This window comes from Paenibacillus sp. JDR-2, from assembly GCF_000023585.1.
Taxonomy (GTDB): Bacteria; Bacillota; Bacilli; order Paenibacillales; family Paenibacillaceae; genus Pristimantibacillus.
The window spans coordinates 4,315,028-4,332,049 of sequence record NC_012914.1 but is presented as its reverse complement, the minus strand read 5'-3'; the positions used below and the strand labels follow the sequence as shown (position 1 = coordinate 4,332,049).

The 17,022-nt window shown below is 48.9% G+C and carries 18 protein-coding genes; 13 read left to right on the top strand and 5 right to left on the bottom strand.

Annotated features, from left to right (window positions below):
* Nucleotides 1-61 precede the first annotated feature (61 nt).
* Nucleotides 62-835 carry a class I SAM-dependent methyltransferase gene (locus PJDR2_RS19100; protein ID WP_015845361.1) on the bottom strand — a complete coding sequence of 258 codons (774 nt, stop codon included), beginning with the start codon at nucleotides 833-835 and terminating at the stop codon, nucleotides 62-64.
* A 155-nt stretch (nucleotides 836-990) separates the two neighbouring features.
* The gene (gene rpsD, locus PJDR2_RS19095) at nucleotides 991-1,590 is read right to left on the bottom strand and encodes a 30S ribosomal protein S4 (RefSeq protein ID WP_015845360.1); all 600 of its coding nucleotides are present in this window, start codon (nucleotides 1,588-1,590) and stop codon (nucleotides 991-993) included.
* Nucleotides 1,591-1,953: 363 nt separating this feature from the next.
* Between rpsD and PJDR2_RS19090 the strand changes: the two genes are divergently transcribed.
* The 5 genes from PJDR2_RS19090 to PJDR2_RS19070 all read left to right on the top strand — a co-directional run bounded on the left by PJDR2_RS19090 (nucleotide 1,954) and on the right by PJDR2_RS19070 (nucleotide 6,689).
* Nucleotides 1,954-3,906, top strand: a complete 1,953-nt coding sequence (locus tag PJDR2_RS19090) for a diguanylate cyclase (RefSeq protein WP_265525061.1) — start codon at nucleotides 1,954-1,956, stop codon at nucleotides 3,904-3,906.
* A 121-nt stretch (nucleotides 3,907-4,027) separates the two neighbouring features.
* Nucleotides 4,028-4,726 (top strand): hypothetical protein, encoded by a 699-nt coding sequence (locus tag PJDR2_RS19085; RefSeq protein ID WP_015845358.1) that lies wholly within the window; start codon nucleotides 4,028-4,030, stop codon nucleotides 4,724-4,726.
* Nucleotides 4,727-4,802: 76 nt separating this feature from the next.
* A complete protein-coding gene (locus tag PJDR2_RS19080) occupies nucleotides 4,803-5,918 on the top strand; it encodes an aminopeptidase (RefSeq protein ID WP_015845357.1) in 1,116 nt (371 codons plus the stop codon).
* 101 nt (nucleotides 5,919-6,019) lie between these two features.
* Nucleotides 6,020-6,262 carry an HPr family phosphocarrier protein gene (locus PJDR2_RS19075; protein ID WP_015845356.1) on the top strand — a complete coding sequence of 81 codons (243 nt, stop codon included), beginning with the start codon at nucleotides 6,020-6,022 and terminating at the stop codon, nucleotides 6,260-6,262.
* Between the two features lie 139 nt (nucleotides 6,263-6,401).
* The gene (locus PJDR2_RS19070) at nucleotides 6,402-6,689 is read left to right on the top strand and encodes a YlaN family protein (RefSeq protein WP_015845355.1); all 288 of its coding nucleotides are present in this window, start codon (nucleotides 6,402-6,404) and stop codon (nucleotides 6,687-6,689) included.
* 33 nt (nucleotides 6,690-6,722) lie between these two features.
* Here the strand turns inward: PJDR2_RS19070 and cax are convergent, their stop codons facing one another.
* A complete protein-coding gene (gene cax, locus PJDR2_RS19065; RefSeq protein WP_015845354.1) occupies nucleotides 6,723-7,781 on the bottom strand; it encodes a calcium/proton exchanger in 1,059 nt (352 codons plus the stop codon).
* Nucleotides 7,782-7,964: 183 nt separating this feature from the next.
* Here cax and PJDR2_RS19060 point away from each other — a divergent pair, with 183 nt between their 5' ends.
* On the top strand, nucleotides 7,965-8,348 hold the full coding sequence (locus PJDR2_RS19060) for an Asp23/Gls24 family envelope stress response protein (RefSeq protein ID WP_015845353.1): 384 nt from the start codon (nucleotides 7,965-7,967) through the stop codon (nucleotides 8,346-8,348).
* 58 nt (nucleotides 8,349-8,406) lie between these two features.
* Here the strand turns inward: PJDR2_RS19060 and ftsW are convergent, their stop codons facing one another.
* The gene (gene ftsW, locus PJDR2_RS19055; RefSeq protein WP_015845352.1) at nucleotides 8,407-9,582 is read right to left on the bottom strand and encodes a putative lipid II flippase FtsW; all 1,176 of its coding nucleotides are present in this window, start codon (nucleotides 9,580-9,582) and stop codon (nucleotides 8,407-8,409) included.
* A 3-nt stretch (nucleotides 9,583-9,585) separates the two neighbouring features.
* Complete coding sequence (locus tag PJDR2_RS19050) at nucleotides 9,586-9,930, bottom strand: YugN family protein (RefSeq protein WP_015845351.1); 345 nt, start codon at nucleotides 9,928-9,930, stop codon at nucleotides 9,586-9,588.
* 268 nt (nucleotides 9,931-10,198) lie between these two features.
* On the opposite strand from PJDR2_RS19050, the gene PJDR2_RS19045 reads away from it, so the two are divergent.
* The 7 genes from PJDR2_RS19045 to PJDR2_RS19015 all read left to right on the top strand — a co-directional run bounded on the left by PJDR2_RS19045 (nucleotide 10,199) and on the right by PJDR2_RS19015 (nucleotide 16,986).
* Nucleotides 10,199-11,380, top strand: a complete 1,182-nt coding sequence (locus PJDR2_RS19045) for a M20 metallopeptidase family protein (RefSeq protein WP_015845350.1) — start codon at nucleotides 10,199-10,201, stop codon at nucleotides 11,378-11,380.
* Between the two features lie 58 nt (nucleotides 11,381-11,438).
* Nucleotides 11,439-11,861, top strand: coding sequence for a CBS domain-containing protein (locus tag PJDR2_RS19040; protein WP_015845349.1), 423 nt, complete (start codon nucleotides 11,439-11,441; stop codon nucleotides 11,859-11,861).
* A gap of 124 nt (nucleotides 11,862-11,985) precedes the next feature.
* Nucleotides 11,986-13,650: a DNA repair helicase XPB gene (locus PJDR2_RS19035; protein ID WP_015845348.1), complete on the top strand. Its 1,665-nt coding sequence runs from the start codon at nucleotides 11,986-11,988 to the stop codon at nucleotides 13,648-13,650.
* Nucleotides 13,651-13,706: 56 nt separating this feature from the next.
* Complete coding sequence (locus PJDR2_RS19030; protein WP_150106519.1) at nucleotides 13,707-15,434, top strand: hypothetical protein; 1,728 nt, start codon at nucleotides 13,707-13,709, stop codon at nucleotides 15,432-15,434.
* 73 nt (nucleotides 15,435-15,507) lie between these two features.
* A complete protein-coding gene (locus PJDR2_RS19025) occupies nucleotides 15,508-15,984 on the top strand; it encodes a YlbF family regulator (RefSeq protein WP_015845346.1) in 477 nt (158 codons plus the stop codon).
* A gap of 37 nt (nucleotides 15,985-16,021) precedes the next feature.
* Nucleotides 16,022-16,285, top strand: coding sequence for a YlbG family protein (locus PJDR2_RS19020; protein WP_041614405.1), 264 nt, complete (start codon nucleotides 16,022-16,024; stop codon nucleotides 16,283-16,285).
* 263 nt (nucleotides 16,286-16,548) lie between these two features.
* Complete coding sequence (locus PJDR2_RS19015; protein ID WP_015845344.1) at nucleotides 16,549-16,986, top strand: hypothetical protein; 438 nt, start codon at nucleotides 16,549-16,551, stop codon at nucleotides 16,984-16,986.
* The last annotated feature ends 36 nt before the right edge of the window (nucleotides 16,987-17,022 follow it).

Genomic DNA, 17,022 nt, shown 5'->3' with positions numbered 1-17,022 from the left:
TCCCGGAGAGGACAAGTGGATCCTCTCCGGGATTTCTTTTACCGCAATAGAATAGGTTTTCTCATAACTTTACGGCAGAGATACGTATACGTCTGTAATCGGCTTGATAGACGCCACTTACGACCTTCAGCTTCTGTTTGGCCGCTTCGTATACCTCCTGCTTGGCGGACTGTCTATCGGCGTCGCTGAGCCCTTTAAAGAAAGCATCCCCGAATCCGTCCAGCCAATGCATAACTCCTTTTTCACCTTCCGGCAAAGGAGTAGGGCGGTCGAAATGCTCGGCGATCCTTACCTCGAATCCATATTGCTCGAGCATGCTTGTATATTCGCCAATCGAAGGGAAGTACCATGGATTCCGTTCAGCCGGCTGAACGCCGTATCGGGGCATCACCTCATAAAAGGCCTGGACAAAAACATCTACATTGCCCTTGCCGCCAAATTCAGCAACAAACCTTCCTCCGCTTTTTAAGGAATCCCGAACGGATTCGATAACCCCGCGGGCATTTTTCATCCAGTGCAGGGCCGCATTCGAGAAGATGGCGTCAAATGGAGCTTCGAAACTGAACTGCTCACCATCGCCAACGATGAAGGGAGTATCGGGATATTTGCTTCTTGCGGATACAATCATGGCTTCAGACTGATCCATACCGGTTACTTTCGCGCCCGAACCGGCGATTTCAACGGCTAGATCACCCGTACCGCAGCCCAAATCCAGAATATGCTCTCCTGGCTGCGGATCCAGCCAATCCAGAATGCCTTTGCCAAGCTTTGATACGAATCCGAGCTGCGTATCGTACGATCCGGGATTCCATGCCTGCGTGCCTTGATTAATCATGTTTAACCGCCTCCGATCTGATATACCTTAGTTTTACCTCCTTTAGCCATATAAGTGAAATATATAATATCTATTCCCTTTATAGGTTATGCCTATTAAAGTGACAGTAAAAAACCCCGGAGAGCATAAGCTCCCGGGGTTTTCGAGTCAATCGATTAACGGCTGTAGAACTCGACGATTTGTTTCTCGTCGATCTCTTGGGAAAGCTCAGCGCGTTCTGGAAGACGAACGTATTTGCCTTCAACAGCTGCATCGTTGAATTCAATGTAGTTCGGCAGGTGGTGACGGCCTTCGATCGCTTCTTTGATCGATTTCAGACCACGGCTGCGCTCGCGCAGACCGATTACGTCGCCAGTCGATACTGTGTAGGAAGCGATGTCGACTTTTTTACCGTTAACTGTTACGTGACCGTGGGATACCAACTGACGTGCGCCTGCACGGGAGTTAGCGAAACCAAGACGGAACACGAGGTTGTCCAGGCGGCTTTCGAGAAGGACCATGAAGTTTTCACCGGAGATACCTTTCAGTTTAGCCGCTTTGTCGAACAAGTTGCGGAATTGCTTCTCGTTCAAGCCGTACATGTGACGCAGTTTTTGTTTTTCTTGCAATTGAACGCCATAACCGCTAAGCTTTTTGCGTTGGTTAGGACCGTGTTGGCCTGGAGGGAATGGACGTTTCAATTCTTTGCCAGTACCGCTCAGGGAAATACCAAGACGGCGGCTTAATTTAAATTTAGGACCTGTATAACGTGACATGAGTTGTGTAACTCCTTCAAAATTGTATTTTTGAGGATGGGGTTGTGTTTCGCCGAATACGCTCTATGCTCGAAGTCTTCGAAGCCTGATAAACAGTTCAGCCGCTGGTATATCAGCGAACGTATTTCTGAGGGTGACACAAAACCGGACGCCCATGCATTCATTTATAGATAATATATGAAATTGCTTGCCTTTGTCAAGGCGCCAGCACTTGCCATCAACGGCAGCGAACGCGGTTCAAAAGACCTAAAAGATGGAATTTTGAGTAGTGCAAAATTCTCAAAAATAAAGTATATTATAAATTGAAATAATAGCTTGATAGACTCGTCTCCTTTATATAGAGGGAAGGGCTGGGTGTTGCCGATGGCGGATCTATATAATAATCCACAGGCGTTAGATGAAGCTGCCGCGGCAGCTCATCGGATTGAAGAGGATATGCGAACAATATGGTTTGAGAATGAAGATATTCAAGCTGCGGATGAACCTTACTTGCTGCCATTGCTGCAGGAGAGCTTTGCATGCTGGCGCGAGGATTCCGATGAACAAGCTATGCCGTTAAATGGGCAGTTTGTATTATTTGATTTGAATGGCAATGTAATTGGTTCCGCAGGAACCTTGGAGATAAATCGTCAGACGGAGATTTTTGCCGCTGCACGGCAGGCTGCTGCCGTTACTATGACATCATCGGAAGCTGCGGCAGCAGATGAGCAAGTGTCGGAAGTTGTAGCCGTTCCCTTACTCACTCGATCGGATCGTCGCCCTTTTTGCGTCTTGGTTTATGCAACAGATTTTCTGGACGGCGCTCAGGCCAAGTCCATAGCGCAGCTAAGCGCGCTTCATTTCCGGACATGCTTTTACCGCAAGTTTGAGCAGCTCTTTATCAAAGATTTGCTCTTGCAGCAAAAGCGGACGGACAAGGAAGCGAGCAGGCGCGACGCATTATTTTTGGCGGCCAAAAGGCTGTATGACCAATTCGACGTAACTTCGGTATTGTCCGAAATGCTAAGCAGCTTGGAGCAGTTATATCCGAATTCGGTCGCGCAATTGTATTTATCGCAGGATCATGTGAACGGCGATTCCCGTGTCAAACCGCTTGTATTTAAAAATGCGGCGCATGATCTGGTAGCCAAGTCGTTCCTGGATGGCAAGCTTGTGACCGAACAGGACCGGGATGGGACTAAGCGTCTTGCGGTACCCATGACGGGCAAGCAGGCTGCATATGGCGTTTTATGCTTAACGGTTAACGCGAGCAGTTGGGATGACGCGGACCTGCCGGCATTTGTTTTGCTGGCCGATACGGCGGGCACAGCGTTTGAGAACGCGAAGCTGTACGAGCAGTCGAATCTTCTTATTAATGAACTCAGACTGATTAACGAGCTTACAAAGAGACTTAACCAATCGCTGAAGCTCAAGGAAATTTTCAAATTTGCATCGTCAGAGCTTCTGAGCGTATTTGATGCAGATTATTGCTGCGTGCTTCAGCTTAACAAAGAGAAGAATCAATTTGTCGTTATGGCGAGCAATATCCCGGCCATGTCGAGCGAGCATTTCTCGCCAGAATACGGGTTCTGCGGCATCGTGCACCGGACGAAGGAGCCTCTTATCATTTCGGATTATTGGCACACGAGAGTCGTCAATTCGAAGCTGATGGACAATACAGGCGCACGTTCGCTTATTGCTACGCCAATTCTTGTCGATTCGGAAGTAGTCGGCGTTATTATGGTTGCTCATAAAAGCGCGAATTTCTTTTCCTATGACAATTACAAGCTGCTGCAGGTTATGTCTACGCATATCGGGCTGGCCATTACGAACGCATCGCTTCATGCCGAAGTCCGGAGAATGGTGATAACGGATAATTTGACGGGCCTGCACGCCCGCCATTATCTGAATGAGCAGATTCAAAGCCGTCAGAGGAAAGATCCGTTAGGAGCGCTGATTCTCGTCGATATCGATCATTTCAAGCAGATCAACGATACGTTTGGCCATCAGGTTGGCGATCAGATTCTGGTGCAGGTCAGCAGCATAATCCGCAGCTCGATCCGGCAGGGCGATATTGCCGCAAGATGGGGCGGGGAGGAGCTTGCAGTCTATTTGCCTGGTATTCGTTCGGAACAGGCTTACCGGATTGCAGAACGGATCCGTACTCATGTGGAAGCAGAGACTCAGCCGGTTGTGACGGTATCCTGCGGTGTCTCCGAATGGACGTTTGAGAATGAGAAAATCAGCGTGGAATCGTTGTTCTATAGAGCGGATATGGCGCTGTATGAAGCAAAAAACAACGGCAGAAACCGGATTTATATCGGACAAGCCAACTGATTGTTACGAAGGACACCCCCAGAGGTGTCCTTTTCTTTTTGGAAACGGTCCGAATAAGGCGCTGTCCGTTCAGGGGACGATAAGGTTATGTGGAACGATTTAACGAAAGGTGTTGTGTTAAATGAAGACCATAAAACATACTTTTATTAGCACGCTGCTTGCAGCGCTTGTACTGGCCTTAACCGGATGCTCGACCTCCAGCCGCCCGCCGGAGGAATGGCTTAACATGTCGATCGCCGGTCTTGCGGGCAAGGATCAGTATGCGTTCTCCGGCCAAACGACCATCTACTCGGCGGAAGGCTGGGCTTATGCGCCCAGGACCTTTCAAGGACATATTGAAGAGCATACCAAGCTGCATGCCCAAGGCGATGACGGCGAGGACCTGGAGTGGAGTCCGATTGAGGTTCTGAACAAATTGAAAAACGCGGACAAGAAAGTAAACTTTGTCGACGCGGCAACAACAGCGGACCAAGTTGCCCTGCATATTGAACTAAACGATCAGGATGCCAACAAGCTATGGAGAGCACAGCTTCAGGATGAGATGAACGCGCTTGCTGCCAAAGAACCGCTGGAAGAAGGGCCGTATAAACAAGCCTGGCTGAAAGAATTTAATGAATCCCAAAAGCAGATGGACAAAATGCTGAAGTCGCTGCAGGTTAAAGCTCAATATGATGTGTTAATCGACAGAAATAGTCTCGTGCCGACTAAGCTGGATGAACATTCGGTCCTACATTATTCGCTCTCCGGACAAGACAAACAGGAAAAGCGCGATACAAGCGTTACCTTTAGTTCCTTTAACGGAACGGGAACTGTTCAATAAGCAAGCAACATGCTAATATGTTCGAAGGCTGTTTTTTCGGAAAACAGCGCTCATAAGTAATGGAGGTTTGAGAAAGATGCGTGATGCAAGATTACAGAAGCTGGCGGCCAACCTTGCCGGCTACTCAATTGACGTACAACCCGGCGATAATGTCCTTATCGATTTGATTGGCCTTGAGCTGGAGCTGGGCAAATGCCTGATTGAAGAAGTAACAAAGCGCGGCGGAAGACCGTTTGTGGAGCTTAGCGACCGCTCTGTCCTGCGGACGATGCTGACGCATGCAACCAAGGAGCAAATTGAGCTTTGGGCGAAGCATGACCTTGAGCGCATGGAGAAAATGCAAGGATACATCGGCGTGCGATCGGGCTCGAACGTAAACGAACTGTCTGATGTGCCAAAGGAAAAAATGCGTTTATACGAGCAATTATACACCCATCCCGTACATATGGAGGAGCGCGTTAAGCGGACGAAGTGGGTTGTTCTCCGTTACCCGACTCCATCGATGGCGCAGCTGGCTAACATGAGCACAGAAGCGTTCGAGGATTTCTATTTCGATGTATGCAACCTGGATTACGCAAAAATGGACCGAGCGCAGGATCCGCTTCAGGCATTGATGTCCCGTACGGACAAAGTGCGGATCGTTTCGCCGGGTACGGACTTAACGTTCTCCATTAAAGGAATCGGTGCGAAAAAATGCTCCGGCCAGCGCAATATTCCTGACGGCGAAGTATTCTCCGCGCCAGTCCGGGATTCGGTTAACGGCGTAATTACGTACAATTCGCCAAGCGTCTATTCCGGAACAACGTTCCAGAATATCTCGTTTACTTTCGAGAACGGCAAGATCGTTAACGCTACCAGCAATGATACGAAGAAATTGAATGAGATTCTGGACAGCGATGAAGGCGCGCGTTACGTCGGCGAATTCGCAATCGGCTTTAATCCGTATATTTTACATCCGATGAATGATATTTTGTTCGACGAGAAGATTGCAGGGAGCCTTCACTTTACGCCGGGTCAGGCGTATGAGGAGACGGATAACGGCAACCGTTCTTCCATTCATTGGGATTTAGTATTGATTCAACGCCCTGAATACGGCGGCGGAGAGATTTATTTCGATGATGTATTAATCCGCAAAGACGGCGTTTTTGTGCTGCCTGAACTGGAAGGATTAAATTCCGAAAATTTGAAATAAATGAAAATGAAGCGTTTTTGAACTTTTCTCTTGATGGATGATATATTTCGGGTTATCATGATGTCAAGGAAAGCTTTACTAATTAACTGGAGGGATTCCCCATGTCCAACAATGCAGCTATCGTAGAAATTTCTCAAGCGGCTAGCCAATTCCGCTCTTCAATCGTTCTGCAAGCCGACAACAAATATATCGATGTTAAGAGCATTCTTGGACTGTTTACGACATTGGTAGGCGGCCACGCTTACGAGCTTCATGTTCATGGTCCTGATGCTGAAGAAGCAAAAGCAAAAATGGCAGAGATTTTCGCAAAACATAACTTGAATGTATCTGTAATTAGCGAATAAGACCCGTTTGGTCACAAACAAAGCGTTTCTTCTTCTGAAAAGAAGAAGCGCTTTTTTGTTTTGTCCTTGTGTATTGGCTCTTTTTCGTCTAATATAAAAGATATAGACGACGGCGGGTACACGCACAGGGGGGAAAACGATGTCTTCACCGGAAGTCACGCTTCAATTGCATGAGAAAGCGCTTCGTCTCCTAACGGAAGATGCGAGTAAAATAGAAAAACTTATCGAAGTTCAGATGGAGAACTTGACGACCCGTCAATGTCCGCTGTACGAGGAAGTTTTGGACACGCAAATGTATGGATTCTCTCGGGAGATTGACTTTGCTGTGCGCGCGGGATTAATTGCCGAGCAGAGCGGAAAAGAAATGTTAAGCCGATTGGAACGCAACTTGGCACAGTTGTATGAAGCGTTAAATAATAAAGAGTAGACTCCATTTGGAGGCTACTCTTTTTTTGTTTTCTCAAACTAGATAGAAGGCAACGCCTAGTATGACATAAACCATAAGCAGCAGGAACCCTTCATACCAGTTGGTTGTACCGTCTCGGGAAACGGACTTCGCTATAAAGACCGAAACGCCGATGGCGGTTAATTCGATTGGCGTGAAGATAATATCCATTGTATTGCCCATAAATGCACTAATCAGAATCAGCACCGGAGCGACGAACAAAGCGATCTGCAAGCTGCTGCCGATGGCGATTTCGACTGCTGCGCCGATTTTGTTCTTGAGTGCCAGCATAACCGCAGCACTATGTTCGGCTGCATTACCGATGATCGCAATAACGAATGCACCGACAAACAGCTGGGACAGGCCAAATTTCTCGGTAAAGCTGTCGAGAGTATGCACAAGCCATTCGCTGACGAATGCCACCATAACAGTGGCAACAATCAGCATAATAACGGATACGCCTTTCGACCACATCGGTTCCTCGCCGTGATCGGCATTCATTACGTTATCCGCAAGAACATCTTTATGGGTAATCATCGAGAACACAAGCCACAGCAGGTACGATACGATCAGAATACAGGCAACCGTGATGCTGAGGAAATGGTCCTTATTAAGCGTGAAATGCTCTGCGCCTACAAAGACAGCCGGTACAAACAAACCGATAACAGCCATAATCATCAGCGTTGCGTTATGCTCGGCCAATTGATTATTGAAAAATTGCTGTTTGAATTTAATGCCGCCCGCAAGAAGACTAAGTCCAAGGACGAGCAGCAGGTTGCCAATAATGGAACCGGTAATACTCGCTTTAACGGTATCAAACAAGCCTTCTTTAACGAGGAAGATCGCGATGATCAGCTCTGCCGCGTTACCAAACGTGGCATTAAGAAACCCGCCAAGCCTTTGTCCGGCGTAATGGGCAACACTTTCCGTCGCTTTGCCGAGAAAGCCCGCTACAAAAACGACGGCGATAGCGGAAACGATAAATTGAAGCGTCATGTCCCAATGGGCGAAATGCCCGATTGCGCTTAAGAGGAACATAACTATTAATCCGCCGAAAAACAGTTTCTGTCTCACCAAATCCACCTCTTCAATTATGTAGGTCTAAAAAACATTATTAATCATAACGAAAAAAGGCAACCATGTAAACTTTTCCAAAAAATATTGGACAGGGCCTGAGATAGATCTACTTCCTTCCTTGCTTCAAATTGAGCCATCCAGTACAATGATGGTATATGGCAAATTGAGGAGTGGAATAACATGAACGAGGACCTTCAAACAGGCATTATCCGTATTTCAGACGATGTAGTGGCAACGATTGCAGGACTCGCTGCGCTTGAGACTCCAGGCATTGCCGGAATGTCAGGCGGGATCTCCGAAGGACTGGCGAAGCGCCTTAGCGGTAAAAACGTACAAAAAGGCGTATCCGTCGAAGTTGGCCAGCTGGAAGCGGCCATCGATCTTCGCGTTATCGTTCATTACGGCATTCCGATTCAGGAAGTCTGCAGACAGCTGCAGCTGAACGTAAGAGAATCGGTTGAGAATATGACCGGTCTTAATGTTGTTGAAGTTAATGTAAAAGTAGAAGGCGTTGCCTTTAAAGAAGAGGAAACGTCCGAAGAACCGCAGCAGCGTCTGAAATAAGATGCGGAGCTTACATAAAAAAGGCTGAACCGTTACTTGAAAACGGGTTCAGCCTTTTTTAATGATGATGACGTTTCGCGCGTTCCGGCTTGTCCTGCTTATTGGCTTCCCGCGAAATGCTTAGAAGCACTCCGATACACATCAGACAGACCAGCAGGGAGGATCCCCCGTAGCTGACGAAGGGCAGCGTTACGCCGGTAAGCGGTATAGCGCCGGTTACGCCGCCGACATTAACGAAGGCCTGGATTCCGAACAAGCCAACAATCCCGACTCCAACAATAGTTCCATAGTGATCGGGGCAGCGAAGAGCAACGATAAGCGCCCGCCAGAGAAAGAGCAAGTAAAACAAGAGGAACAGGCTTGATCCGATAAATCCCAGCTCCTCGGCAATGACAGAAAAGATAAAGTCATTATAAGGGTAGTCCAAGTAATGCAGCTTTTGCACGCTTTCCCCAAAGCCAGCTCCCGTCAAGCCTCCGTGTCCAAGCGCCTGCAAGGAGGATACCAATTGGAATCCCGAGCCTTGTTGATCCGCCAGTGGATCGGAATAGGCTGTAAACCGGGCAATCCGGTAAGCCCAACCATCGGGATTTGTGGCCATGCCGATCGCTGCGAAAAGGACGGCGAAGATGCCGATTATGCCACCTGAAACGGCAACCTGCTTTAGATTAGCGCCGCCTGCAATGATCATGATCCCCGCACAAGAAGCAAGAACGAGACAGGAGCCCAAATCCGGCTGCATCATAATAAGGAAGCAAATAAAGCCTACGATGATTAATACCGGAAGCAGGCCTTTTTTGAAGTCCCGGAACTTTTCGCCCTTCTTGGTAATAAGAGCCCCTATATAGAGGATCATGGCAAGCTTGGCCATCTCCGTCGGCTGAATTCCCATGGTTCCGATTCGGAACCAGCTGCTCGCACCGTTTAGCGAGCCAATGGTTGGTACAATCATCAGCATGACTATGACCGGAATGAATAGGAAGATAAATCCCTTTTTAAAAATCTGGTAAGGGAGATTCATCAGGAAAAGCATTGCAAAGATGCCGAGAACCGCCCAAATGAGCTGCCGCTTAGTAAAATATAACGCATCATTGTGGAATTTCGCTGAAGTCAGAGTAATGTTCGAGCTTGCGCTGAACACCATGACCAGTCCAAATCCAACTAGCAGCAGCGTTAAAATAAGGAGCAGAAAGTCCGGTCTGCCACGACTGCCATTCTGCTGTGTCTTCTTCATAGATTAGGCAAGCAGCTGTTTCAGCTTCTCGAGGCGTTGATTTGCAATGGCCATAATTGGCTGCGGAACCGGAGATTCGTATTCAAGTCCATGAGGGAATGTAGTTTTTCCGATGTATACGTGTTCAATTGCAAGAACGGCATTAGGATTTTCGAGCTTGCCTTCAACAGCGCGAGTGTTGACGCGCAGGAAGTATTCCGAGTTTGTTGCCTGATCTTCCAGCTTCAGATCGTAAGTAGCGCGATAGTATTCCCACTGCCAACGTACAAAGCCAAGCTGCTCGGCAGACTCGTCCAGATGAGCCAGATCGCTTTGAAGGCCGTTAAGACCCGAGTTTTCAATAATCATCGTTATTTCCTCCTATAGTTGCTTGTGGAATGTAAGGTTTATGCTGGCAAAGCCCGTTTTGCGGAAACGCGCAAAACGTATTTGTAGATCTTTTCCCATGATAGTATGTTTCCCCAGTCAGCGCAAGACTTACTCTCTGCTAGAGCCATGCTTTCTCTTTGCCGCATCGCGCCGTTCTGTTAGAATAGATGGAAATAAGTTTTGTTTCACAACGCTTTTGTAAGGTTTATGCGTTTACTCCAAACAAAACTTTTAGGAGGTGTGTCCAATGAAGACTAGTAGCTATATAAAAGAGCAGCTGCAGCGTCTTTATCCGGAAATGGTCCGGTGGCGCAGACATCTCCACCAGAATCCGGAGCTGTCTTTTCAAGAGGTACATACATCGCGGTGGATCGCGGAGCAACTAAAGGCTTTCGGCTGCGAGGTGCGCGAAGGCGTTGGCGGACATGGTCTGCTGGTTACGATAAAAGGGGAAAAGCCGGGTCCGGTTATAGCGCTTCGCGCGGATATTGACGCCCTTCCGATTCAGGATGAAAAGGAATGCGAATACCGCTCCAAGGTTCCCGGCGTGATGCACGCCTGCGGGCATGATGGACATACGTCGGCATTGCTTGCCGTAGCGAGTTTCTACCAGCAGCATAAAGCGGAGCTGGCCGGAGAGCGCCGGTTGATTTTCCAGCCTGCGGAGGAGCAGACTCCGGGCGGCGCGATCCGAATGATTGAAGACGGGGCCTTGGACGGCGTAGACGCCATATACGGGGTACACTTGTGGTCGCCAATTCCGTATGGCCAGACTGCAACCAAGCCGGGACCTTTCATGGCTGCGGCGGATGAATTTACTTTAGAGATTATAGGCCTTGGCGGACATGGCGGAATGCCGCACAAAACGGTAGATACAATCGTAATCGGCTCGGCTCTCGTGCAGGCGGTTCAATCCATTGTTGGCCGCAACGTTGATCCGTTGAAGCCCGCGGTAGTTACAATCGGCTCCTTCCAGGCCGGAACGACCAATAACGTCATTGCGGAGCGCTGCGCGATGAAAGGGACGGTCCGTACATTCGACGAGGAATCCCGAAAGCTTACGCATGACAGGCTTGAGCAGTTGATCAACCATACCTGCAGCATGTACGGAGCGAAATACGACTACCATATGCGTATCGGGTATCCGCCCGTCATCAACGACGAGCAGGAAGCGGACCGTTTCTTCCGGGTATCCGGCGAGCTGTTTGGTACCGAGAATACCCTTCGTTCCGAAGCGATGATGGTCGCAGAGGATTTCTCGTATTATTTGGAGAAGGTACCGGGGTGCTTTATGTTTGTTGGGGCCGGGAATGAGGAGACGGGGGTTGTATTTGCCCATCACCATCCGCGTTTTGATATCGATGAGCGTGCCATGGTGCATTCCGCCCAGCTGCTTATTCAAATGGCGGAAGATTTTGCGGCAGGATGACAATACTTCTGGCTGGATATCCTAATGGAAGATATTCCGATTAGGAGGTTTGTCCGCCTTGCGTAAAACGATCAAAGAGGTTATGTCCTCGCCGTGCATTACGGCAACTTTACTGGATAACGTATATGAGCTTGCCGTCTTAATGAAGAAGCATGACATTGGATTTATACCTATCGTAGAAGGTTCAAAGCTGATTGGCGCCGTAACGGACCGGGATCTTGTCGTCCGCGGTTATGCGGATAAGCATTCCGGCTCCACAGCCGTTGAGAAGGTAATGACAACCGATTTACTGACCATTGAACCGGGTACAACCATGGATGAAGCGGCAGGTCTGATGGCCAAGCATAAAATTCGCCGTCTTCCTGTCGTGGAAAACGGGCAGTTGATCGGAGTTGTCGCGATTGGCGATCTGGCTGTCCGGGATGCCTTCATTCACGAGGCCGGCGCGGTGCTTAATGAAATATCGGAGCATGTGCATTAGATGAAATAACGGGATTCTTCCGGGGCGAATGCCTTGGGAGAATCCCGTTTTTCGTATAAAATGCTGGATATTTTTGCATACTGGGAGGTGAATGCTTACCGCTAAGAACGTTGGAGGAGATCATATGTTGGAACGACAGGATGGACCGTTAATTATTCAATCGGATATGACGGTGCTGCTCGATTATGAGCATCCTTTATCGGAGGAAGCGCGCAGGATGCTAATCTTGTTCGCTGAGCTCGTGAAACGTCCGGGAAATTGGCATACTTATAAAATGTCCTCTTTATCTTTGTGGAATGCGGCTTCTACCGGCATGGATGCGGCAACGGTTATCGAATCCCTAAGAAATTATGCCAGATACGGCCTGCCGGGAGTATTGGAGACGAATATCCGTATGCTAATGGAGCGGTACGGCAAGCTTCGGCTGGAAATTAACGAGTGCCAGCTCCTGTTGTACGGGGACGATTCTTTGCTGGAAGAGCTCGCGGGGCATCCGACCATTCTGGAATGTCTGAAGGAACGCGGAAGCGATGGCTCATGGGAGGTTTATCCGGAATACAGGGGTCAGCTTAAACAGGAATTAATCCGCCTCGGGTTCCCTGTTATCGATTTGGCTGGCTATCATACGGGGGAAGCTTTATCCGTGGCGCTTAGACCGTTAACGATGAGCGGCAGATCCTTCGAATTGAGGGACTATCAGCGGGAGGCGGTTGATCTTTTTTATAAAGAGGGGACGATTCAAGGTGGCAGCGGCGTTATTGTACTGCCATGCGGAGCGGGCAAAACCATCGTTGGCATCGCGGCATTGGCTAGGCTGAATAGCGCTACGCTTATTCTCACCTCCAACGCAACCAGCGTACAGCAATGGAAGGAAGAACTGCTGGACAAGACAACCCTTCAGCCGGCGGAAGTCGGGGAATATACGGGCGCCTCGAAGGAGGTCCGTCCCGTAACGATCGCAACTTATCAAATTCTTACCCACCGGAAGTCGAAAAAAGATTCGTTTCATCACATGAAGCTGTTCTCCGAGCGCGACTGGGGGCTCATTATATACGACGAAGTGCATCTACTGCCTGCGCCGGTTTTCCGCATGACAGCCAATATCCAAGCGACCAGAAGGCTTGGATTGACGGCTACGCTGGTCCGGGAAGACGGCTGCGAAGAGGATGTTTTTTCTCTGATTGGGCCAAAACAGTTCGAGCTGCAATGGAAAACGGTCGAAGCGGAAGGGCACATTGCATCGGTTAAATGCACGGAAATAAGGGTGCCGATGGATCAAGGCATATCCGAGCTGTACCATGCGGCGGAGAAGCGCTCGCGGCTGCGTCTGGCAGCGGAGAATCCCGGCAAGGTACCGGTTGTCCGCCAGCTGCTGGAACGTCATGAGGGAACTCCAACTCTCATAATCGGACAATATCTTGATCAGCTTCATTCCATTGCCGACTCATTAGAGGTACCCGTTATAACCGGAGAATTGCCGCAAAATGAACGTCAAAGCTTATATGAACAGTTTAAGTCGGGAGGTGTGCCTGTTCTTGCGGTATCAAAGGTTGCGAATTTTGCAGTTGACCTTCCGGATGCGGCCGTGGCCATTCAAATTTCGGGAAGTTACGGCTCACGGCAGGAGGAAGCGCAGCGGATAGGCCGCATTTTACGTCCGAAGGAAGGAAGGAATGAAGCCTGGTTTTATACCATTGTGACCGATGACACCAGCGAAACGGAATATGCCGCAAGGCGTCAGATGTTCCTGCTTGAGCAAGGATACCAATACGAGCTTGAAAAACACTAGTAAGGGAGTGATTCGTCATTTTTATACAAGAATGGTCGGAAAAACTGGCGAGCCATGTGAAGCAGCAATTCATGATGTCTCCCTTCTGGATTGGTGCGGCAGAGCGTGAATTGAAATGGGAGGAAGCCGTAATCGACAGGCTGTCCATTCAAGAAGCGGTGGACCAAATGGACGAAGCAAGCGCCGCCGTCTTGCGGGCATTTTATAATTGCTTTGGAGCCGGTCCCGTCTCGGAGGAGCGGCTTTTTTCATTGCGGCAGAGATTCTCGGGTGCAGAGTTCCGTTACGGATTGATCCAGCTGCAAAATGCGGGAATTGTTTTAGCGCTTCGTCAAGGCTGGGGTGAGCGCCTATATGCGATGCCAAGCGATTGTTTTATGCAGTGGCATCCCTATTTGTTTCCGTTTGGTCAATGGCCTGAAGTAAATAGGATAAGCGGATTATGGGAGCAGCGGCAGGAGGATATGGCCCTTAAGCCGCTTGGAAGGCAGCTTCTGGCCGCTTGGGCGGAGCTGGCCCGAAGCGGTCTTGGTCTGACGGCAAAGGGAATTCTGCCGAAGAAAACAACCGCAAGGCTTATGCAGGCTATTTCTATTACGGATGCGGATCTTCTTCAGTCCGGCTGGCGGCAGGAGGAAACGGATCCTTACAATCCCGCCGTATCTTTCGTGCTGAAGCTTAGCAACCAGTTAGGTGTATTGGCCTTTGAAGGGAAGCTGATAAGGTGGAAAGAAAAAACGCTTGCTGCCTGGTTCTCGAAGGGGGAGCTTACGCGGGAGTCTTTATTGTTTCAGTGGTGCCTGAATGAGCTTCTGGAGAAAAAGCCTGCGATGTGGCATGTCATGGCGCTGTTGACCCGGCTTGAACCAGGGACTTGGTATCCGGATGGGGCTATTGCTGATCAGCTCCCTGAGCTTGATTTAAAAGGCATGGAGTGGGATCAGAGCCGCAGTGCCTGTTTGAATCTGCTGCGCAGCTTTGGGTGGTTAGAGCTCGCATGGGCGGGGGACAGCAAAATGCTCCGGTGGACGATGATACCGTTGTTTATCTATAATGAGCAGCGTCCGTCAGCAAGACCCGAGCCCATTATGATTGAACCTAACGGCGATCTGCTTGTTCCTCCAGGTTGTCCCTACAGTATCCGATGGGAACTGGAGCTTGTGGCAGACAGGAAGAGTGATGATCAGCTGTCGGTATGGCAATTATCGCGAAGCTCAATAGAACGGGCAATTACTCACGGACGGTGTGTTGCTTCGGTTATAGCCTTTTTGCAATCGGCCTCCGGCGGAATGCTTATCTCGTCCTTGCTTGAAACCAGTTTGACGGACTGGGGAAAACAGACGGAAGTGGAAAAGAAGCCGCCGGCAGACGCGTATCCCGAATTGCCGCTTGAAGACCAATCAGAAGAAGGCGGATTCCCGCTCCGTTTTTCCGGACGGGCGTTTGCGGGCTGCGAGCTCATGAATCATGAGGATTTCAGGATAGAGCGGTTTCTGCCCGAGCTTGAACGGGTACCTATAAATTGGATGCAGCAGTTAAGGTCTTATCATCACTCCACGCGCTTTGAGATTCTGGAAAGGGCTTTGAGTTGGCAGGCTCCGGTCCAATTAAGGATAAAAGAAAACGTTGTGGCTTTTGTGCCTGCGAGGCTGGAGAGGAGCGGGAACGGCTGGACCGTTACCGGCTTGTTGCGTGAAGCGGATACGCACCGCGAAGTATGCTTGTCCCCGGAAATGTGGGAAGGGATGAAGCTGGTTGCGCCGGGAGTGAGTGGATTTGTGTAAAATTGTATCTATTCATTGAATGATTATGATATGATAGTTTCTAAGCAAGTGTAAAAGAAAAGAGGGTGAACGAATGCCAACGACCACAGTTCTGCCCTATGATGGTGCAAGCGGCGTTTCTTCGCTGGATATGGCGTCGCTGTTGATGTGCGCCTACGAGCTGGGTGACTTTATTAACCAATCGGCGGAAGTTGCCGACTATTTATATTGGAAAGAAGCTGTACAGGAGGACGAGCGGGTGAAGTTGCTGTCCAAGCAATTCGCCAAAGCGAAAGAGCTGTTCTCGGAATGCGAGCGATTCGGCAGATTCCATCCGGATTATCATGCAGCTAAGGATAAAGTGAAGCAAATCGAGCGGGAGCTGGACCAGATTGAAGCGGTGAAACGATTCAAGACGGCTGAGCAGCTTGTGGATACGATGCTGTATGACGTATCCCGCATGATTGCGGAATCGGTGTCCGATACGATTAAGGTGCCGAGCAATGAAGGGAAAACGGGCGGCTGCGGAGGCGGCGGCTCCTGTAGCTGCGGTAGCGGCGGCTGTGGATAGACCTTTGCTTGATTTGACTCGACGGAGGGAATAGATGTTGTTACCGGAACGGACAGGTTATATCATATGGGTGAGCGATCTGAAAGCGGCCAGAACGCTAGAAAAGTACGGAACCGTTCATTATATGTCGCGCAAGATGCATTATGTCGTGATATATATGAACGCAGAACGCGCGGAGGAAGCGGTAAAAACAATAAGCCGTCTTCCATTCGTGCGCAAGGTTGAACGATCTTACCGCAACGAATTAAAGACAGAATATACAAAAGATGCCGAGGATAAGACCAGATTCTACAGCATGTAGAACTAGAATTTCATAAGCTGTGAACATTTATGAAATTCAAGCAAGGAAGTTAATAATAATTAAATAAAATTGCGGGAAGATCGCTGGTACACAGAGAGACCAATGTACGGCGATCTTCTTTCTTTTATTAAGTTTTACAAATAATTACATTTATGGGCTGAGTTTATTTTATTGTTGAAATCTCGGACAATCATGGTTAAAATATCCTTATACATAAAAGTGGTAAAAAAGACCTGGTTCCTAAGACGGAGGTGTGGTGAACGATGAAGGACAAAACGACTAGAAGATGGAGCACTTATGAAACTTTCTATATCGAATTGGGCGATAAGAAAGTGGCGGACATCGTTATTACAAACCATGCCAGGAGCCGATGGGTGGATCGGGTTGAAACTGAGAAGACGGGCTACGAGGATATTGCCGAATTCTTATGGGAATGCCTGAAGCAAGGACGAATTGAGCCTTATTACCGGAATGAAGAGGATGTTTACCTGATTGACGACGATCTGGTGTTTGTTGCTGAATTTGCCCCATCGGAAACAGACATTGATCTGCTTGGCAACCCGCTGCACAAGATGATTGTAGTCACCTTTTTGGGACGCATGTCGGAGACGATCGAATTGCGGGATTTGAAATCATACTATTCATGGCTTCGTCACTCCAGAAGAATGACCTTGGTGAAAAACAGTCGAAAAAGAAAATAAACGATGAAATGTAAGCGCAGCATCCTTTCAAAGGGT

What these genes read in the sequence shown, in the direction of transcription:
- PJDR2_RS19070 (WP_015845355.1), top strand. Translation starts at nt 6,402, where the DNA reads ATGTCTTCACCGGAAGTCACGCTTCAATTGCATGAGAAAGCGCTTCGT.
- ftsW (WP_015845352.1), bottom strand. Translation starts at nt 9,582, where the DNA reads ATGAAGAAGACACAGCAGAATGGCAGTCGTGGCAGACCGGACTTTCTG.
- PJDR2_RS19085 (WP_015845358.1), top strand. Translation starts at nt 4,028, where the DNA reads ATGAAGACCATAAAACATACTTTTATTAGCACGCTGCTTGCAGCGCTT.
- PJDR2_RS19090 (WP_265525061.1), top strand. Translation starts at nt 1,954, where the DNA reads ATGGCGGATCTATATAATAATCCACAGGCGTTAGATGAAGCTGCCGCG.
- PJDR2_RS19050 (WP_015845351.1), bottom strand. Translation starts at nt 9,930, where the DNA reads ATGATTATTGAAAACTCGGGTCTTAACGGCCTTCAAAGCGATCTGGCT.
- PJDR2_RS19015 (WP_015845344.1), top strand. Translation starts at nt 16,549, where the DNA reads ATGAAGGACAAAACGACTAGAAGATGGAGCACTTATGAAACTTTCTAT.
- PJDR2_RS19080 (WP_015845357.1), top strand. Translation starts at nt 4,803, where the DNA reads ATGCGTGATGCAAGATTACAGAAGCTGGCGGCCAACCTTGCCGGCTAC.
- PJDR2_RS19025 (WP_015845346.1), top strand. Translation starts at nt 15,508, where the DNA reads ATGCCAACGACCACAGTTCTGCCCTATGATGGTGCAAGCGGCGTTTCT.
- PJDR2_RS19045 (WP_015845350.1), top strand. Translation starts at nt 10,199, where the DNA reads ATGAAGACTAGTAGCTATATAAAAGAGCAGCTGCAGCGTCTTTATCCG.
- PJDR2_RS19060 (WP_015845353.1), top strand. Translation starts at nt 7,965, where the DNA reads ATGAACGAGGACCTTCAAACAGGCATTATCCGTATTTCAGACGATGTA.
- PJDR2_RS19075 (WP_015845356.1), top strand. Translation starts at nt 6,020, where the DNA reads ATGTCCAACAATGCAGCTATCGTAGAAATTTCTCAAGCGGCTAGCCAA.
- PJDR2_RS19035 (WP_015845348.1), top strand. Translation starts at nt 11,986, where the DNA reads ATGTTGGAACGACAGGATGGACCGTTAATTATTCAATCGGATATGACG.
- rpsD (WP_015845360.1), bottom strand. Translation starts at nt 1,590, where the DNA reads ATGTCACGTTATACAGGTCCTAAATTTAAATTAAGCCGCCGTCTTGGT.
- PJDR2_RS19100 (WP_015845361.1), bottom strand. Translation starts at nt 835, where the DNA reads ATGATTAATCAAGGCACGCAGGCATGGAATCCCGGATCGTACGATACG.